This is a genomic window from Thiomonas arsenitoxydans (genome assembly GCF_000253115.1).
GTDB classification, from domain to species: domain Bacteria; phylum Pseudomonadota; class Gammaproteobacteria; order Burkholderiales; family Burkholderiaceae_C; genus Thiomonas; species Thiomonas arsenitoxydans.
In genome coordinates, this window is sequence record NC_014145.1 from 1,606,260 (window position 1) to 1,623,593 (window position 17,334).

General features: G+C 62.2%; 14 protein-coding genes. 12 read left to right on the forward strand and 2 right to left on the reverse strand.

What is annotated here, in order from left to right; genetic code table 11:
• Window positions 1-2: 2 nt before the first annotated feature.
• From truB to THI_RS07410, 8 genes are all read left to right on the forward strand, one after another.
• Complete coding sequence (truB, locus tag THI_RS07375) at window positions 3-1,040, forward strand: tRNA pseudouridine(55) synthase TruB (protein WP_013105627.1); 1,038 nt, start codon at window positions 3-5, stop codon at window positions 1,038-1,040.
• Complete coding sequence (gene typA / locus THI_RS07380) at window positions 1,037-2,863, forward strand: translational GTPase TypA (RefSeq protein WP_013105628.1); 1,827 nt, start codon at window positions 1,037-1,039, stop codon at window positions 2,861-2,863. Before truB ends, typA begins: the two co-directional genes overlap by 4 nt.
• Window positions 2,864-2,939: 76 nt before the next feature.
• Entirely contained in the window at window positions 2,940-3,815 is an 876-nt protein-coding gene (locus THI_RS07385) for a DMT family transporter (RefSeq protein WP_255356465.1), read from the forward strand.
• Window positions 3,808-4,719, forward strand: a complete 912-nt coding sequence (locus THI_RS07390) for a spherulation-specific family 4 protein (protein ID WP_013105630.1) — start codon at window positions 3,808-3,810, stop codon at window positions 4,717-4,719. Before THI_RS07385 ends, THI_RS07390 begins: the two co-directional genes overlap by 8 nt.
• Window positions 4,720-4,779: 60 nt before the next feature.
• Window positions 4,780-6,366: a GMC family oxidoreductase gene (locus tag THI_RS07395; RefSeq protein WP_013105631.1), complete on the forward strand. Its 1,587-nt coding sequence runs from the start codon at window positions 4,780-4,782 to the stop codon at window positions 6,364-6,366.
• Window positions 6,367-6,656: 290 nt separating this feature from the next.
• Window positions 6,657-8,063 carry a TIGR03013 family XrtA/PEP-CTERM system glycosyltransferase gene (locus THI_RS07400; protein WP_013105632.1) on the forward strand — a complete coding sequence of 469 codons (1,407 nt, stop codon included), beginning with the start codon at window positions 6,657-6,659 and terminating at the stop codon, window positions 8,061-8,063.
• Window positions 8,064-8,087: 24 nt separating this feature from the next.
• Complete coding sequence (locus THI_RS07405) at window positions 8,088-9,368, forward strand: nucleotide sugar dehydrogenase (protein WP_013105633.1); 1,281 nt, start codon at window positions 8,088-8,090, stop codon at window positions 9,366-9,368.
• A 6-nt stretch (window positions 9,369-9,374) separates the two neighbouring features.
• The gene (locus THI_RS07410; protein ID WP_013105634.1) at window positions 9,375-10,388 is read left to right on the forward strand and encodes an SDR family oxidoreductase; all 1,014 of its coding nucleotides are present in this window, start codon (window positions 9,375-9,377) and stop codon (window positions 10,386-10,388) included.
• A gap of 103 nt (window positions 10,389-10,491) precedes the next feature.
• Here THI_RS07410 and THI_RS07415 read toward each other — a convergent pair whose 3' ends face one another.
• Both THI_RS07415 and THI_RS07420 read right to left on the reverse strand, forming a co-directional pair.
• The gene (locus tag THI_RS07415) at window positions 10,492-11,610 is read right to left on the reverse strand and encodes an alkene reductase (RefSeq protein ID WP_013105635.1); all 1,119 of its coding nucleotides are present in this window, start codon (window positions 11,608-11,610) and stop codon (window positions 10,492-10,494) included.
• Window positions 11,611-11,701: 91 nt separating this feature from the next.
• Window positions 11,702-11,869, reverse strand: a complete 168-nt coding sequence (locus THI_RS07420) for a hypothetical protein (protein WP_013105636.1) — start codon at window positions 11,867-11,869, stop codon at window positions 11,702-11,704.
• A gap of 197 nt (window positions 11,870-12,066) precedes the next feature.
• Here THI_RS07420 and THI_RS07425 point away from each other — a divergent pair, with 197 nt between their 5' ends.
• The 4 genes from THI_RS07425 (at window position 12,067) to THI_RS07440 (ending at window position 17,284) form a co-directional block, all read left to right on the forward strand.
• Window positions 12,067-15,048 carry a molybdopterin oxidoreductase family protein gene (locus THI_RS07425; protein WP_013105637.1) on the forward strand — a complete coding sequence of 994 codons (2,982 nt, stop codon included), beginning with the start codon at window positions 12,067-12,069 and terminating at the stop codon, window positions 15,046-15,048.
• Complete coding sequence (locus tag THI_RS07430) at window positions 15,045-15,872, forward strand: 4Fe-4S dicluster domain-containing protein (protein ID WP_013105638.1); 828 nt, start codon at window positions 15,045-15,047, stop codon at window positions 15,870-15,872. Before THI_RS07425 ends, THI_RS07430 begins: the two co-directional genes overlap by 4 nt.
• A gap of 4 nt (window positions 15,873-15,876) precedes the next feature.
• Window positions 15,877-16,809 (forward strand): dimethyl sulfoxide reductase anchor subunit family protein, encoded by a 933-nt coding sequence (locus THI_RS07435; protein ID WP_013105639.1) that lies wholly within the window; start codon window positions 15,877-15,879, stop codon window positions 16,807-16,809.
• 67 nt (window positions 16,810-16,876) lie between these two features.
• The gene (locus THI_RS07440) at window positions 16,877-17,284 is read left to right on the forward strand and encodes a lysozyme inhibitor LprI family protein (protein WP_013105640.1); all 408 of its coding nucleotides are present in this window, start codon (window positions 16,877-16,879) and stop codon (window positions 17,282-17,284) included.
• Window positions 17,285-17,334 lie beyond the last annotated feature (50 nt).

Here is a 17,334-nt window from a genome sequence, read left to right on the forward strand (position 1 = left end):
CCATGAATGTCCAGAAAACGCCTTGGGAGGCGGTCAACGGCGTGCTCCTACTGAACAAGCCCCGCGGGTTGACCTCGCAGCAGGCTTTGTTTCGCGTGCGCCGCAGGCTGCGCGCCGCGAAGGCCGGGCATGGCGGCACGCTCGATCCTCTGGCCGACGGCCTGTTGATGCTTTGCTTCGGCGCCGCGACCAAGTTCGCCCAGCGTCACCTCGAAGCCGACAAACGCTATGTGGCTGTACTGCAACTGGGCGTGCGCACGACGACCGATGACGCCGAAGGTGAGATCGTCGAACGCCGTGCGGTACATGTGAGCCAGTCGCAGGTCGATGCCGTTCTGCCGCGGTTCATCGGCGCCATCAGCCAGACGCCGCCGGTGTATAGCGCGCTCAAGCGCGACGGAAAGCCGCTTTACGCCTATGCCAGGGCGGGCGAGACCGTCGAGGTGGCGGCCCGCACGGTGCAAATTCACTCGATGGACTTGTTGTCGCTGCAAAACGATCAACTCACGCTGGCCGTGCATTGCGGCAAGGGCACATACATTCGCGCGCTGGCGCGTGACATCGGTGAGGCGCTAGGCTGTGGCGCGCATCTGGCGGCACTGACGCGCACGGCAAGCGGCGGTTTTTCGCTGGAACAGGCTTTGACGCTCGACGAGGCCGAAGCGCTGGCCTCTGCCGATCTGCGCAGCAGGCTGCTGCCGACCGACGTGCTGCTGCAATCTTCGCCGCGCCAGAATCTCGACCTTGCCTTGGCCCAGCGGTTTTTGCACGGTGCTCGTCTGAGTGGTTTGGCGCCGGATGAACCTGTAGTGCCGGGCGAAGACGTACGGGTTTACGGACCGCTAGCGGCGGGCCAGGACGCCGTGCTGCTGGGCATCGGCGCCTGGGAGCAAGGCGCGGAGTCGGTTGTGTTATCGCCGCGCCGCCTGCTTTGCTCCGACGAACTCGCCCCTGCCAGAACTTTTGCGATACCGCCTCCCATTTCACAACCCCGAACCGAATCTCTCCCCGAATCTCTCCATCAGGACGCAACACCATGAGCAAATCCATCCGCAATATCGCCATCATCGCCCACGTCGACCATGGCAAGACCACCATGGTCGACCAGCTGCTGCGTCAGTCGGGCACCTTCGCCGAACACGAAAAAGTCGTGGATACGGTGATGGACAACAACGCCATCGAACGCGAACGCGGCATCACCATTCTGGCGAAGAACTGCGCGGTGAGCTGGGAAGGTACGCACATCAACATCGTCGACACCCCGGGCCACGCCGACTTCGGCGGTGAAGTCGAGCGCGCGCTGAGCATGGTCGATGGCGTGGTGCTGCTGATCGATGCCCAGGAAGGCCCGATGCCGCAGACGCGCTTCGTCACCAAAAAAGCGCTGGCCCTGGGGCTCAGGCCCATTGTGGTGGTCAACAAGGTGGACAAGCCGGGCGCCAAGCCCGATGCGGTGGTGAATGCCGCGTTCGACCTGTTCGACAAGCTGGGCGCCACCGACGAGCAGCTCGACTTTCCCGTGGTCTATGCCTCGGGCATCAACGGCTGGACTTCGCTGGAAGAGGGCGAGCCGGGCCAGCAATGGGGCCCGGACATGTCCGCCCTGTTCAACACCATTCTCAAGCATGTGCCGCCGCATAGCGGCGACGCGGCAGCGCCGCTTCAACTGCAGATTTCGGCGCTGGACTACAACAGCTTCGTCGGCCGCATCGGCGTGGGCCGCATCAATGCCGGCACGATCAAACCCGGCATGGACGTGCTGGTAATGGAAGGGGTGGACGGCAACTCGATCAAGGGCCGTGTCAATCAGGTGCTGACCTTCCAGGGACTCGACCGCGTGCAGGTGACCGAGGCGGGCCCGGGCGACATTGTGCTGATCAACGGCATTGCCGACATCGGCATTGGCGTGACCGTCACCGATCCGCTCAACCCGGCGCCGCTACCCATGCTCAAGGTGGACGAACCGACGCTGACCATGAACTTCTGCGTCAACACCAGCCCTCTGGCCGGCCGAGAAGGCAAGTACGTCACCAGCCGCCAGATCTGGGATCGGCTGCAGAAAGAATTGCAGAGCAATGTGGCGCTGCGGGTGAAGGAGACTGACGAAGACGGCATTTTCGAAGTCTCGGGTCGCGGCGAACTGCACTTGACGATTCTGCTGGAAAACATGCGCCGCGAAGGTTACGAGCTGGCGGTGTCCAAGCCGCGTGTGGTGTTCAAGGACGTGGACGGCGTGCGCCATGAGCCGATCGAGTTGGTGACCGCTGACATCGAAGAGCAGCACCAGGGCGGTGTGATGCAGGCGCTGGGCGAGCGCAAGGGTGAGCTGGTCAATATGGAGCCGGACGGCCGCGGCCGCGTGCGCCTCGAATACCGTATTCCGGCGCGCGGCCTGATCGGTTTCACCAACGAATTTCTCAACCTGACTCGCGGCTCGGGCCTGATCTCCAATATTTTCGACGGCTACGAGCCGCACAAGGGCGAGATCGCGGGACGCAAGAACGGCGTGCTCATCTCCATGGACGATGGCGAAATCTTCACCTACGCGCTGGGCAAGCTCGATGACCGCGGCCGCATGTTCGTCAAGGCGGGTGATCCGGTTTACGAAGGCATGATCGTGGGCATACACAGCCGCGACAACGATCTGGTGGTCAACGCCACCCGGACCAAACAGCTGACCAACTTCCGCGTGTCCGGCAAGGAAGATGCGATCAAGGTCACGCCGCCTATCGACCTGAATCTGGAATATGGCGTCGAGTTCATCGAAGACGACGAACTGGTCGAAATCACCCCCAAGAGCGTGCGTCTGCGCAAACGCTATCTGACCGAACAAGAGCGCAAGCGCGCCGGTCGCTCGGCCTGAGTCTGCTCTGAATCCCGCCCCGAATCCCGCTCTACACCCCGCGCGGCAGATGGTGGCCAAGCCTCACCTCCGCGCCGTGCTCGCCATGGTTGGCGCCACGCTGATGTGGAGCGTGGCGGGGGTGATCACCCGGCATCTGCATCACCAGAACGGGCTCGATCTGGTTTTCTGGCGCAGCAGCTTCGCGGCGCTGGGTGTGTTGGCCTGGCTGCTCTGGCGCCAAGGGCCACGCGGTCTGGCGCGCGACGTGCGGCATGCTTCGCCGCTGTTGTGGCTGTCGGCCGGGTTCTGGGGGGTGATGTTCACCGCCTTCATGGTGGCGCTCACCCTGACCACGGTGGCGCAAACCCTGATCGCCGAAAGTCTCAGTCCCCTCATCGCCGCCTTGCTGGGTTGGCTGGTGCTGCGCCACGCCTTGCCCGCGCGGACCTGGCTGGCCATCGCGCTTGCCCTGACGGGCATGGGATGGATCGTCTGGCAAAACCTGCATCACCTCAACGGATCGACACAGTTGCTCGGTATGCTCGTCGCGCTGGCCGTGCCGTTCAGCGCGGCGGCCAACTGGGTCAGTCTGAGACGGGCCGGGGCCGCTGTGCCGATGCAGGCTACCGTGATGTTGGGTGCGCTGTTCTCGGTGCTTGCCGTGGCGTTTCCGGCCTGGCCGGTGAGCGTGGACCTGCACGATCTACTTTGGCTGGCGTTCTTAGGCGTGTTTCAGCTCGCTGCGCCGGGTTTGCTCGCTGTCTGGGCGGCTCAGCGTCTGGCCCCGGCAGAGGTCGGTTTGCTCGGCCTGCTGGAGATTGTGTTCGGCATTCTCTGGGCGTGGATCGGCGCAGGTGAACAACCCAGCTTCGGGACTTTGATGGGCGGTGGACTGATCATGTTCGCACTAGTAGGCAACGAATTACTGGGATGGCGGCAGATCAAACGGGGAGAGCAAATTTATGCTTAAAAATTTGCGCCACGCAGGCCTTTGGATCGGCCTGACGGCTTTGTTGTTGGCAGGCTGCGGCGGCGGGGGCGGCACCAGCGCCTCTACCGACAGTGCGACCACGGGCGCCACACCTGTTGCCTTGAAGCGCACCACGCCGATGGGTGTGCTCGTGCCGCTCTACGGCTATCCGCTGGTGTCCAGCGGCAGCGGCGCGACTTACACGACGGCCGAGAATCCCGCCTGGACGGAGGTGGCCGCTAATGCGGCCGCGGTGCCCACGGTCGCCATCATCAACCCGCAAAACGGGCCGGTCGCATGCACCACTCCGCCCTCGGCCACGCTCAGCGCTTTCACGCAGGGCATCGGTCAGCTTCACGCCGCCGGGGTGAAAGTACTGGGCTACGTTCACACCAGTTACGGCTCACGCGCGCTCTCGCTGGTGCAGCAGGATGTGCAGACCTACGCCCAGTGTTATGGCGTGGACGGCGTCTTTTTTGACGAGGTTTCCAATAAGGGCAGCCTGGCGAGTTATTACGCGGCAGCCGCTGCCACGATGCGTCAGGACATTCTGCCGGGCAGTGGTCAGGCCGCGCTGGTCGCCATCAATCCCGGCACCTATCCCGACCTGTCCATCGCCCAAACGGCCGACATCACGGTGATGCACGAAAGCGCAGACCTGAATCTACCCGCCGCGCCGGCGAGCCTCGCTTCTTACCCGTCGGCGAAATTCGCCTATCTGGCGCTGGGTATCAGCAATCTGACGCAGACTCAGGCGGCTACGCTTTCCAGTCTGTACCAGCAGGGCGTCGGTTATGTTTATCTGACCGATCAGGGCAACGGCAACGATCCGTGGGCCAAGCTGAGCACCAGTTATCCGGCGCAGATCCAGATCATTCAGGCGTTGAACCAAAGCAAGAACTGAGGCCCCCATCGCCCCCTTCGACTGTCGTGTAGATTTCGAGACAGAAAAACAGGAGGCGCGATGGAATTCGATACGGTGATTGTCGGCGCGGGTTCGGCGGGCTGCGTGCTGGCCAATCGGCTCAGTGCTGACCCTGCGCATCGGGTGCTGTTGATCGAGGCCGGTGGCTCGGACTGGCATCCCTACATCCGCATGCCTGCGGGCATCGCCAAGTTGGCGGGCCACAAGCGCTTCAACTGGGGCGTCACCACGGAGCCCGAGCCGCAGCTGCACCATCGCCGTTTGTGGTGGCCGCGGGGCAGGGTGCTCGGGGGCTCCAGTGCGATCAACGCCATGTGCTATGTGCGGGGTGTGCCGCAAGACTATGACCGATGGGCCGAGCTGACCGGAGAGTCGGCGTGGTCGTGGGACGCCGCGCTGCCGCTGTTTCGCGCCGTGGAATGCAACACGCGCGGCGCCGACGCCTGGCATGGTGATCAAGGCGAATTGGGGGTCAGCGATCTGCGGCATCACAATGTGCTGACCGATGCGTTCATGGCCGCTGGAGAGTCGTTCGGGTTGAACCGCAACGTCGATTTCAACGGCCCCACTCAGGAAGGCGTTGGGCTCTACCAGGTCACGCAGAAAAACGGATTGCGGCATTCCAGTGCTGCCGCCTTTCTTGCTCCCGTACGCGGGCGAAACAACCTCACCGTGCTGACGCAGACCCTGACGGAGCGCGTGCTGATCGAACGTAACCGGGCAGTCGGCGTGCAGGTGCGCACGCACGGCGCTTCTCCGACGCGCATCGAAGCCGGGCGCGTGGTGCTCAGCGGCGGGACGATCAATTCGCCCCAACTTCTGCTGCTCTCGGGCATCGGGCCAGCCGATCATCTCCGCGACATCGGCATTCCGGTCGTGCGCGATCTACCCTCCGTGGGCGAGAACCTGCAGGATCACCTCGACATCTGCACCTTGAACGCCGCCACCCAGCCCGTAACCTACGACCACGTCAATGTCGTCCTGGCCGGTTTGCGGTTCTGGCTCACCCGTCAGGGAGTTGGAACCTCCAATGCCGCCGAGGGCGGTGGCTTCATGCGCTCGCATTACGCCACCGATGCGCGCTGCGACCTGCAATTTCACTTTGTTCCCGCGCTGCTCGACGACCATGGCAGGGGACGCCTGCCAGGCTACGGCTACACCCTGCACGCCTGCGTACTGCATCCGCACAGCCGCGGGCGTATCCGGCTGCGCAGTGCCGATCCCGCCGCACATCCACTGATTCAACCCAACTACCTGAGCGACGCCGATGGCTTCGACCTGCGGCGCATGTGCGAAGCCGCGCGCGTGTCGCGCGAAATCCTGGCGCAACCCGCATTCGACCCATGGCGAGGCGCCGAGATCTTTCCTGGAACGCTCGCCTCGCCGGACGGCGACTTTGCCGAATTCATCCGCAGCAAAGCCGAAACGGTCTATCACCCGGTCGGAACCTGTCGCATGGGGGCAGACGAAGCCAGTGTGGTCGATCCGCAGCTTCGCGTCCGGGGCATCGAGGGCCTGCATGTCGTGGATGCGGCCATCATGCCCGAGGTCCCTACGGGCAATACCAACGCTCCGACGCTCATGATTGCCGAGCGCGCCAGCGCATGGCTACTCGCCGATAACTGACCCCAAGTCGTGCTGTTTGTTGTTTTGCGTTTGACTTTTCGATTGGTTTTGCAATCGCACCCTTTGAATTGGGGGGTGTGCCGCCTGTGCCGGGGATAGACCTGTCATTCCCGATTGACAACAATCCCACGAACCCAACAAGAAACCCAGATTTGTCGTCAGAACTGCCAAAAATTTCACATCGATCTGACCGCCTCGCAGCGCAAAATTCTGGCAACGAGCTGGTGTCGCAACCGCGCCAGATTGCAGTCTGTTTTCCTGACGCAATAATCCAATACCCAGAGTGAAAAATGTTCAAGATCTTTAATCTATACATTCCCGCAAAAATGACGCTGGAATTGCTGGTTGATCTGGCGATTTCCATTCTGTCGTTTGCGCTTGCAACCTGGTCTGTTTATGTGATGACTGTAGGTAAGCAAGATTTTTCGTATTGGATTCAGCAGGGGTTCTATCCGCTGATTCTGTATACGGCGTTGACTATTTTGCTATACACCGCATTGGGTGTTTACCGTATTGATGCGGAAAACAGCTTGCGCAGCTTTTTAGGGCGCACCTCGGTTGCCTTCGCCTTCGTCTTCTTCCCGGTTTACTGGTTCACCCTGATGTTCACCGAAGCCGGCAGTTCTTTTCGAGTGCTGGCGTTTGCCTATCTGTTTCAAATGGCACTTCTCGTGCTGATCCGTTATATTTTCCTGCGACAAACAGCGTTGTCTGGCATGACGCGACGCATTTTGATCGTCGGAAATGGGCGCGAGGCGCAAGCGCTATCGCGCCAGATCATGGAAAATCACGGTACTTCCTACAGCATCGTCGGCTTCTACCCCACTCAGCAAAATGATCAGCCGCCGGTTCAACTTGCTGGGAAGGTGTTTGACGAAAATACGCCTCTCGAACAGGTCGTGCTCGATATGCGGGTGGATGAAATCATTGTTGCCGTACGCGAACATCGGGGCGGCGTACTCCCGATCCGCCAACTGCTCGAGGCCCGGATTCTCGGCACCCCGGTTCACAATCTGCCGACTTTCTACGAGCGCTTGAAGGGCGAGGTTCCGCTGGAAAGCATGAAGGCGAGTTGGCTGATTTATGGGGGCGGTTTTACACAAGGCCATATCCGTGCCTGGGCCAAGCGTCTATTCGATATCATTAGCGCCAGCGTTCTTCTGCTTGCCCTCTGGCCCATCATGTTATTGGCTGCTCTGTTCATCAAATTAGAAGATCGGGGGCCTGTATTTTTTCAGCAAGAGCGTGTCGGCTTGTTTGGAAAGTCTTTTTACTGCCTCAAATTCCGCAGTATGCGCACGGATGCAGAAAAAGATGGCGTGGCACGATGGGCCAGCACCAATGACAACCGGATCACCCGTATTGGCGCTTTCATCCGAAAAACGCGCATTGATGAACTGCCGCAGTTGATCAATGTCTTGCGCGGAGAAATGAGTATGGTCGGGCCGCGCCCGGAGCGCCCGACTTTTGTGGACATGCTCGAAAAGGATATTCCTTTCTATGCAATTCGTCACAGCGTCAAACCGGGGGTCACAGGTTGGGCGCAGGTGCGCTACGCCTATGGCGCTTCGGTGGAAGATGCGAAGCGTAAGCTGCAGTTCGATCTTTACTACGTAAAAAATAACAGCGTCTTTCTCGATTTTTTTATTTTGTTCGAGACGGTGCGCGTCGTGATTTTCGGTGAAGGTGCAAGATAATTTTTAACTTATAGAAAGAGAACGATGACAGTAGTTGCTGTGGTGGGATTGGGGTATGTCGGTCTTCCTTTGGCCGTCGAGTTTGGTAAAAAATATCGCACGATCGGATTCGACCTCTCGGTCGAAAAAATAGCGGCTTATTGCAAGCATGTCGATCCGACTGGGGAAGTCAGTCAGGAGAGCCTCAAGCAGGCGACCTTGCTCGAGCCGACAACCGATGCTTCGAAACTGAAAGAGGCCGACTTTGTGATCGTCGCCGTGCCAACGCCGGTTGACGATGCCCACAACCCGGATTTCAGCCCCCTCGTGGGCGCTAGCACCTCCGTTGGCAAATATCTCAAACCCGGCGCCATCGTGGTCTATGAATCGACCGTTTATCCTGGGGCTACCGAAGAAATCTGTGTGCCGATTCTTGAAAAACAGTCGGGGCTGAAGTGGAAAAAAGATTTCTTCGTCGGCTATTCACCCGAGCGTATCAATCCAGGCGACAAAGAGCACACCCTGACCCGAATTGTCAAGGTGGTTTCTGGAGATACCCCGGAGACGCTTGAAACCGTCGCAAATGTTTATGCCTCGGTGATTACGGCCGGGGTTCACCGAGCCGAAAGCATCAAAGTGGCCGAGGCGGCGAAAGTGATTGAAAACACGCAGCGCGACCTGAATATTGCGCTGATGAATGAGTTGTCGCTCATTTTTCATCGCATTGGCATTGATACGCTGGACGTGCTCAAGGCGGCGGGTACCAAGTGGAATTTCCTGCCGTTTCGTCCGGGCCTGGTGGGTGGGCATTGCATCGGTGTCGATCCTTATTACCTCACGCACAAGGCCGACATGCTCGGCTATCACCCGCAAGTGATTCTGGCGGGGCGTCGCATCAATGACGGTATGGGCAAATACATCGCTGAACAGACGATCAAGCAAATGAGTCAGGCGGGCCTGCCGATCAAGGGGAGCGACGTGATCGTTCTCGGTCTGACCTTCAAGGAAAACTGCCCCGATCTGCGCAATTCCAAGGTGATCGACGTGATTCGCGAACTGGCGTCATATGGGGTCAACGTGATCGTGCACGACCCCATTGCCGATGCGGACGAGGCTGTGCATGAATATGGCGTCACGCTCACGCCTTGGGCCGAATTGCCTCGCGCTCAGGCCATCGTGGCGGCCGTGGCGCACCAAGCCTACAAGGACATGTCGGTCGCCGAAACTCTCGAAAAGCTGCTGCCGTCTGGCATTTTCATGGACATCAAGTGCCAATACGACGCTGCCGCGCTCCAGTCGCACGGTGCCCAGGTCTGGAGACTTTGAGCCGCCATGTCGATCGAGCAAATGCTGTCTTCGAAGCCCCAGCGCTGGCTGGTGACGGGGAGCGCCGGATTCATCGGCTCTCACCTGATCCAAACGCTTCTGACCCATGGCCAGGACGTGGTCAGTCTGGACAATTTTTCAACCGGCCATCAATCCAATCTGGATGAAGTGCGGCGCCTCGTTGGCGAAGAGGCCTGGAAGCGGCACACCTTCATCGAGGGTGACATTGTCGATCCGCAGACTTGCCAGCGGGCTTGTCAGGGCGTCAACATCGTGTTGCATGAGGCGGCTTTGGGATCTGTGCCGCGCTCGATTGAAAACCCGCTGGCAACGCACGCGGTCAACGCCACGGGTTTTCTGAACATGCTGGTCGCCGCGCGCGACGCGGGCGTGGGTCGCTTCGTTTATGCGGCGTCCAGCTCCACCTATGGCGATCACCCGGGCTTGCCCAAGGTCGAAGACCTCATCGGCAAGCCGCTGTCGCCCTATGCGGTGACCAAATATCTCAACGAACTCTACGCAGACGTATTCGGCCGGGTCTATGGCTTGCAGAGCATCGGACTGCGCTATTTCAACGTGTTCGGCACCCGCCAGGACCCCAATGGGCCTTATGCGGCGGTGATTCCCAATTGGGCCAAAGCCATCCGCGGCAATCAGCCTTGTTTCATCAATGGCGACGGCGAAACCACGCGCGACTTCTGCTATATCGACAACGTGGTGCAGGCCAATGTGCTGGCAGGGCTGAGTACGCATCCTGAATCGGCGAATCAGGTCTACAACGTGGCGTTTGGCGAGCAGACAAGCCTGAACACCCTTCACCAGTTGTTGAGCGAGGAAATCATGGCGCTCGACACTAGCGTGAAATTCACCCCGCCGGTTTACCGCGACTTTCGCAAGGGTGACGTGCGGCATTCCCTTGCCGACATCAGCAAGGCCAAACGCCTGTTGGGCTACAGCCCCGATTTCAGCGTGCGCGCGGGCTTGAAAATCGCCATGCCGTGGTACGTTGCCAAGTCGTAAAGGCCAAGGCTTGATCGTTGATCTTTCTCTCAGCAAGCTGCCGGATAGGCAGCTCGCTGAGAGACTGGGGCGTCAAGTCAATCTAGGCGTTGAATTGACCCGTTCAGACCGTCGCCGGGGTGGCGTCGAGTGAGGGGTAGTCGGTGTAGCCGGCTTCGCCGCCGCCGTAGAAGGTGGCAGGGTTGGGTTTGTTCAGTGCAGCGCCTTGCTGAAAACGCGCCACCAGATCCGGGTTGGCGATGAAGGGGCGGCCGAAGGCTACCGCGTCGGCCAGTCCCGAAGCCAGGCGGGCCTCGGCGGATTCCAGGGTGTAGTTGCCGCAGACGATGATGCGGCCCGCATAAGCGGCACGCAGCTTTTTGCGGAACTCGTCGGTCAGCGCCGGTCCGCCCGCCCAGTCGGGTTCGGCGATGTGGATGTAGGCAATGCCGCGGCGATTGAATTCCTGCGCCAGGTAGAGGTGAATCTCTTCGGTCTGCGCGTCCTGAATGTCGTGACGATTGAAATGCGGCGAGATTCGCACCCCTACCCGGTTGGCGCCGGCCACCGCAATCAGTGCATCGATGGCTTCGAGCACGATGCGGGCGCGGTTTTCCAAGCTGCCGCCGTATTGATCGGTGCGTTGGTTGGCGTTGGTCGCGAGAAATTGTTGCAGCAGATAGCCGTTGGCGCTGTGCAACTCCAGCAGGTCGAAGCCCGCTTGCAGCGCGCGCTCGGCTGCTCGTCGGTAGTCGGCGATGATGCCCGGAATTTCGGCGGTTTCGAGCGCGCGCGGCATATCGCAGGGCACGCGCTTGGGGCCTTCATCAGGCAGCACGACGAAGGATTCGCCCGTGTCGCTGCGCAGGGCACTGGGCGCGACCGGGGCCTGGCCGTCCTGTTGAAGCAGGTGATGGGAGATGCGTCCCACATGCCAGAGCTGCATGGCCATATGGCCGCCGGCGGCGTGCACCGCATCGGTGACTATTTTCCAACCGGCGACTTGCGCGTCGCTATAAATGCCCGGGGTGAAGGCGTAACCCTGCCCTTGCCGGGAAATTTGCGTGGCCTCGCTCACGATCAGTCCGGCGGAGGCGCGCTGGGCGTAATAGCGTGCATTCATTTCGCCTGGAATGTCGCCCGGTTGTTGCGCGCGGGAGCGCGTCAGCGGCGCCATCACCATGCGGTTGGGCAGTTGCAGGGCGCCGAGTTGGAGGGGGGTGAACAGGGTAGGTGCAGTCATGTCATTCCTTTTGTTGTTGCAGTGCCGCAATATCGTAGGGGGCTTTCGCAAGGCCTGCACGAGTGCCGAAAAACAGACCGAGCCTCCCAGCTCAGCGCGCGCCTGGAGCGCTTTTGTAGATCGGGCTTTGCTCGGGGCCGGGAAGCTGGGCCTCGTAGAGCGACGGATAACGCGCTTTGCGCGTCAGCCAGACCTGAAGCAGAAAGCTGATGACCACCGCGAGCATGGTGGGCGCCATGAGCTTGGTGGCGATGGGCACGCGCGCGGCGCCGCCTAACCAACCGCGGCGCTGGTGATGGCGCAGGGCAGGGCGCGGTCGTCTGTTGACAGGGGCGGGTGAACAAGCCGCTCAATTCATCACAAAATCAGATATAAAAAATCAGAACAATTCGTTTGTTGAATCAATGGTCGGCGGCTAAGGTCTATCCATCTCAATAAAAAGAGACAGCCTCCACCATGTCCGCCCTGTTCAAACCGCTCAATCGCCTGTTTTCCAACGGCCAGCCGCTGCACGACCCGCTCACCCCGCCTCCCGGCGATACCGAGGTGAAGACGACTACCTGCTATATGTGCGCCTGCCGCTGCGGCATCAAAGTGCATCTGCGCGATGGCGAGGTGCGTTTCATCGAGGGCAACCCCAACCATCCGCTCAACCAGGGCGTGATTTGCGCCAAGGGGTCGGCCGGCATCATGAAACAGGTGTCGCCCGCGCGCCTGACGCAGCCCTTGCGCCGCAAACCCGGCAGCGAGCGCGGCGCGGGTGAGTTCGAGCCGATCTCGTGGGACGAAGCGCTGCAGACGCTGGAAGACCGGCTGCGTCACCTGCGTGCCACCGACCCCAAGCAATTCGCGCTGTTCACCGGACGCGACCAGATGCAGGCGCTCACCGGGCTGTTCGCCCGGCAGTACGGCACGCCCAACTATGCCGCGCACGGTGGCTTCTGCTCGGTGAACATGGCTGCTGGCATGATCTACACCTTCGGCGGCAGTTTCTGGGAATTCGGCGGCCCCGATCTGGAGCGCGCCAAGCTGTTCGTGATGATCGGCACCGCTGAAGATCACCACAGCAACCCGATGAAAATCGCCCTGTCCAAATTCAAGCGGGCGGGCGGGCGCTTCATCTCCATCAACCCGGTACGCACCGGTTACTCCGCCATTGCCGATGAGTGGATCCCGATCCGCCCCGGCACCGATGGCGCTTTGCTGCAGGCGTTGGTGCACGAACTGCTGCGTACCGGCCGCTTCGATGCTGACTTCACCGCGCACTACACCAACGGCGCGCAACTGCTGCGGGTGCAGCCGGGCCACTTGCAAGACGGCTTGTTCATCCCCGATGCCTCTGGCGCGGAGCAATCGCAAGGCCGGATGTGGTGGGACGCCGTGACCCAGCGCCCCGTGCCCGCCTGGGCTGAGGGCGCGCAGCCTGCGCTTTCGGGCCGCTACCGTCTGGCCGATGGCACGCCGGTCGCGCCCGCGCTGCAACTGCTGCGCGAACAACTGGCCGACAGCACGCCGGAATGGGCCGCGGGCATCACCGGCGTGAGCGCCGAGCGCATTCGCCAACTGGCACAAGAGATGGCGCAGGCCGCGCTCGATCAGGGCGAAGACCTGCCCATCGCCTGGACCGACTGGCTCGGCCGCGAGCACGCCAAGGTGCGCAGCAAACCGCTGGCGTTTCACGCCATGCGGGGCCTCGCGGCGCATTCCAACGGCTTTCAGACCATCCGCGCGTTGTCCATTCTGATGAGTCTGCTGGGTACGATCGATGCGCCCGGCGGCTTTCGCCACAAGGCGCCTTACCCGAAGGACGTTCCGCCCGAGGTGCGCAACCCGCGCGGCCCGCAGGACGTGCGACCCGACACGCCGCTGAACGGCGCGCCGCTGGGCTGGCCGACTTCGCCCGACGATCTCGCGCTGATGGACGACGGCAGCCCGCTGCGCATCGACAAGGCGTTTTCCTGGGAGCATCCGCTGGCGGTGCATGGCCTGATGCACAACGTCATCACCAACGCCTGGCGCGGCGACCCTTATCCCATCGACACCCTGCTGATCTTCATGTCCAACATGGCGTGGAATTCGGCCATGAACACCGTGGACGTGCGGCAGATGTTGCGCGACAAGGGCGAAGACGGCAGCTACCGCATTCCCTTCCTCGTGGTGTGCGATGCCTTTCACAGCGAGATGACCGCCTTCGCCGATCTGCTGCTGCCCGACACCAGCTATCTGGAGCGGCATGACGCCATGTCCTTGCTCGACCGGCCCATCTCCGAGTTCGACGGCCCGGTGGACTCGGTGCGCGTGCCGGTGCTGCCGCCTCTAGCGCAGGCGCGGCCGTTCCAGGAAGTGCTGGTGGAGCTTGCAGGTCGCCTCGGCCTGCCGGCTTTCGTCAACGCCGACGGCAGCCGCAAATACAAAAACTATCCCGACTTCATCGTCAACTACGAAACCGCGCCCGGCTCAGGCATCGGCTTTCTGTCGGGCTGGCGCGGCAAGGACGGCACGCAGTCGCTCAAGGGCGAGCCCAACCCAAAGCAATGGGAGATGTATGCGCAGAACGACTGCGTGCACTTTCACCACCTGCCCGAGCCGCTGCGCTATATGCGCAACTGGAACCGCGACTACCTCGACTTTGCGCAGGAGCAGGGCTGGCGCGCGCGCAACACGCCCATCATCATCGCGCTCTACTCCGACGTGCTGCAGCAGTTCCGGCTGGCGGCGCGCGGCCAGCGCCCCGGTCGGCAACCGCCCGAAGCGCTGCGGGCGCGGGTGGCGCATCACTTCGATCCGCTGCCCTTCTGGGAGCCGCCGCTGGAACATGCGGCCACCGATCTCTCGCGCTATCCGCTGGCTGCCGTGACCCAGCGCCCGATGGCGATGTATCACGCCTGGGACTCGCAGAACGCCTGGCTGCGGCAGATTCACGGCCACAACCGGCTTTACGTCAATCCCGCCGTGGCCGCACAGCAAGGCATCGCCGATGGCGACTGGCTGTGGATCACCTCGCCCTGGGGCCGGGTGCGCGCGCGTTGCCAATACAGCGAGGCGGTCGAGCCCGGCACGGTGTGGACCTGGAATGCCATCGGCAAGGCCAGCGGCTTCTGGGGACTGCATCCGCATGCCGAAGAGGCGCAGACCGGCTTTTTGCTCAACCATCTCATCCGCGAGGAGCTGCCGGCCAACGCGCTGGGCGCCGGGCAGGGACTGATCTCCAACAGCGACCCGGTCACTGGCCAGGCCGGCTGGTATGACGTGCGGGTGCGCATCGACCACGCCGAAGCTCCGCCCGAAACCGACGAGCCCCTGCCTGCTTTCGCCGAGCAGAGCTGGCCGCAATTTGCACCTCCCGCCGCGCCGCCCCAGTCTGCTCCGCACGCACCGCAGCTCAGTGTGCTGCGCTATTTCGCCGGGCGTTCGTCCCGCCAAGGAAAACAGCCATGACCCAACTCGCCCTGGTCATCGACCTCAATGTCTGCGTGGGCTGCCACGCCTGCGTCACTTCCTGCAAACAGTGGAACACCTCCGGTACGGCCGGGCATTTGAGCGACCACGAACCCTACGGCGAGAATCCGCTGGGGGTGTTTTTCAACCGGGTGCAGACCTACGAGGTCGGTCAGTTTCCGCAGACGCAGACCGTGCACTTTCCCAAGAGCTGCCTGCACTGCGAAGAGCCGCCCTGCGTGCCCGTTTGCCCGACCGGCGCGTCGTACAAACGCCAGGAAGACGGCATCGTGCTGGTCGATAGCGACAAGTGCATCGGCTGTAAATACTGCTCCTGGGCCTGCCCCTACGGCGCTCGCGAATACGACGAAGACCGCGGGGTGATGACCAAGTGCACTCTGTGCGTCGATCGCATCTACGACGAGAGCATTCCGCAGGCGCAGCGCCGCCCGGCCTGCGTCAACGCCTGCCCGACCAACGCAAGGCTGTTCGGCGATGTGCACGACCCCGATTCCGAGGTGTCTCGCGCCATCCGCGAGCGCGGCGGCTATGCCCTGATGCCCGAACTCGGCACCCGTCCGGCCAATCACTATCTGCCTCGTCAATTGCCGCATGGCGCTGCACCGGCGAACGCAGAGGCCGCGTCGCCGCACCAGACCACGGCGCGCCCACAAGCCGCTGCGGTGCGCCCGGCCCCGAGTGAAGCGGTGCTGGAAGTCGAAGCGCGCGGGCTGTTCGCCAAGCTGTTCGGCGCGTTCTCCAAGCCCTCGCCAGCGCGCGCGGGCCACAAGACCGTCGAGATCACTCAACTGGAGGCTCGCTAAAGTCATGCGTCCCGCGTTTTCCGTTTTATTGCTCACCACCCTGGTCGGCTGCGCGCAGGGGCTGGGGGTTGTGGTGGCGCTGCCAGCGCTGTTCGGCGCGGCGCAGAGCGCCTCTTGGCTGGCGTTCTGCAGCCTGAGTCTGTGGATCATCCTGGGGCTGGGCGTCATCGGGCTAGCCGCCTCGTTCGGCCATCTCGGACGCCCGGAGCGCGCCTGGCGCGCCGCCGCCATGTGGCGCACCTCCTGGCTGTCACGCGAGGTCATCGCCCTGCCGGCCTTCCTGGGATTGACCGCCTTGAGCCTGCTGGGCATTCAAACCCTGCACGATTGGCCTGGTCTGCTGGCAGCGGTCTTGATCATCGGTGCGCTGGCGCTCTGGGTCTGCACCGCCATGATCTACGCGGGGGTGCGGTTTCTGCGCGAATGGGCTACTCCGCTCACCGCGCTGAACTTCGTGCTGATGGGTCTGGCCAGCGGCTGTCTGCTGGCTTCCGTGCTGGCGCTGTGGCGGCTCGCGCCGCAGGCGGCGATCTATGCCCACGCCGCCGCCGTATTGCTGGGTATCGCCCTGGTGGGGCGTCTGGCGGCGCTGCTGCGTGTGCGGGGTCTGACACCTGCGGGGTCGATGCAGTCGGCCATCGGGGTGGGCAGTGCGGTGATCCGCCAGACCTCCAAGGGCTTCACCGCCGGGGCATTCAACACCCGCGAGTTCTTTCATGGACGAAGCGCGCTATGGGTGGCGGGTGCGCGCTGGGGCTTCGTGGCGTTTGGCTTCGTGCTGCCGATCTCGCTGCTGCTTCTCACGCCGCAGCCGCTGCGCTTGGTCGGCTGGCCGCTGGCGCTGGCCAGCAATCTGCTGGGCATGCTGGCCGAGCGCTGGGATTTTTTCGCTCAGGTCCGTCATCCGCAAAACCGCTATTACCAGGCTGCGCTGTGACCGATTGAAACCAGCGGGAACGCCCGTGCGCGGCGCGGCTCCATCCTTCTTTTGAAAGAGGATGAACATGCGTGGAATCGGTTTTTTGTGCGGCGGGTTGTTGGTGTTGACGTGTTTCGGGCAGGCGCAGGCCGCGATTGAGGTGAAGACCCCGCCCATCTGCCTGTCGCAACCGCGTAGCGCAGATTGCGCCGCACAGACCCGTCGCGCGCTCAATGAGCGCATGACCCATCTCTATCACCTGGAATTGCAGAAGGTGATGGGCACCTACACCGAGCGGCGGCTCGATCATGCGCAGAATCTGTGGCGGCGCTGGGCGAATGCGGAATGTGAGTTCCGCAACGGCCCGCCCGATTGGCCAAATGCCGCCTGGAGCACGCGGCAGGATGACTGTCTGTCGGGCATGATCCGCAGACGAATCGCCCAGCTCGACGGCTTTTTGCACTGTTCCGGCGCCACCTGCCCACCCAAATGACCCGCGTCAGATAAGGTTCAGCATGTGCTTGCATCATCTACTGAAAACCC

Coding starts and splice junctions, on each gene's coding strand:
- truB (WP_013105627.1), top strand. CDS start 3: ATGAATGTCCAGAAAACGCCTTGGGAGGCGGTCAACGGCGTGCTCCTA.
- typA (WP_013105628.1), top strand. CDS start 1,037: ATGAGCAAATCCATCCGCAATATCGCCATCATCGCCCACGTCGACCAT.
- THI_RS07390 (WP_013105630.1), top strand. CDS start 3,808: ATGCTTAAAAATTTGCGCCACGCAGGCCTTTGGATCGGCCTGACGGCT.
- THI_RS07395 (WP_013105631.1), top strand. CDS start 4,780: ATGGAATTCGATACGGTGATTGTCGGCGCGGGTTCGGCGGGCTGCGTG.
- THI_RS07400 (WP_013105632.1), top strand. CDS start 6,657: ATGTTCAAGATCTTTAATCTATACATTCCCGCAAAAATGACGCTGGAA.
- THI_RS07405 (WP_013105633.1), top strand. CDS start 8,088: ATGACAGTAGTTGCTGTGGTGGGATTGGGGTATGTCGGTCTTCCTTTG.
- THI_RS07410 (WP_013105634.1), top strand. CDS start 9,375: ATGTCGATCGAGCAAATGCTGTCTTCGAAGCCCCAGCGCTGGCTGGTG.
- THI_RS07415 (WP_013105635.1), bottom strand. CDS start 11,610: ATGACTGCACCTACCCTGTTCACCCCCCTCCAACTCGGCGCCCTGCAA.
- THI_RS07425 (WP_013105637.1), top strand. CDS start 12,067: ATGTCCGCCCTGTTCAAACCGCTCAATCGCCTGTTTTCCAACGGCCAG.
- THI_RS07430 (WP_013105638.1), top strand. CDS start 15,045: ATGACCCAACTCGCCCTGGTCATCGACCTCAATGTCTGCGTGGGCTGC.
- THI_RS07435 (WP_013105639.1), top strand. CDS start 15,877: ATGCGTCCCGCGTTTTCCGTTTTATTGCTCACCACCCTGGTCGGCTGC.
- THI_RS07440 (WP_013105640.1), top strand. CDS start 16,877: ATGCGTGGAATCGGTTTTTTGTGCGGCGGGTTGTTGGTGTTGACGTGT.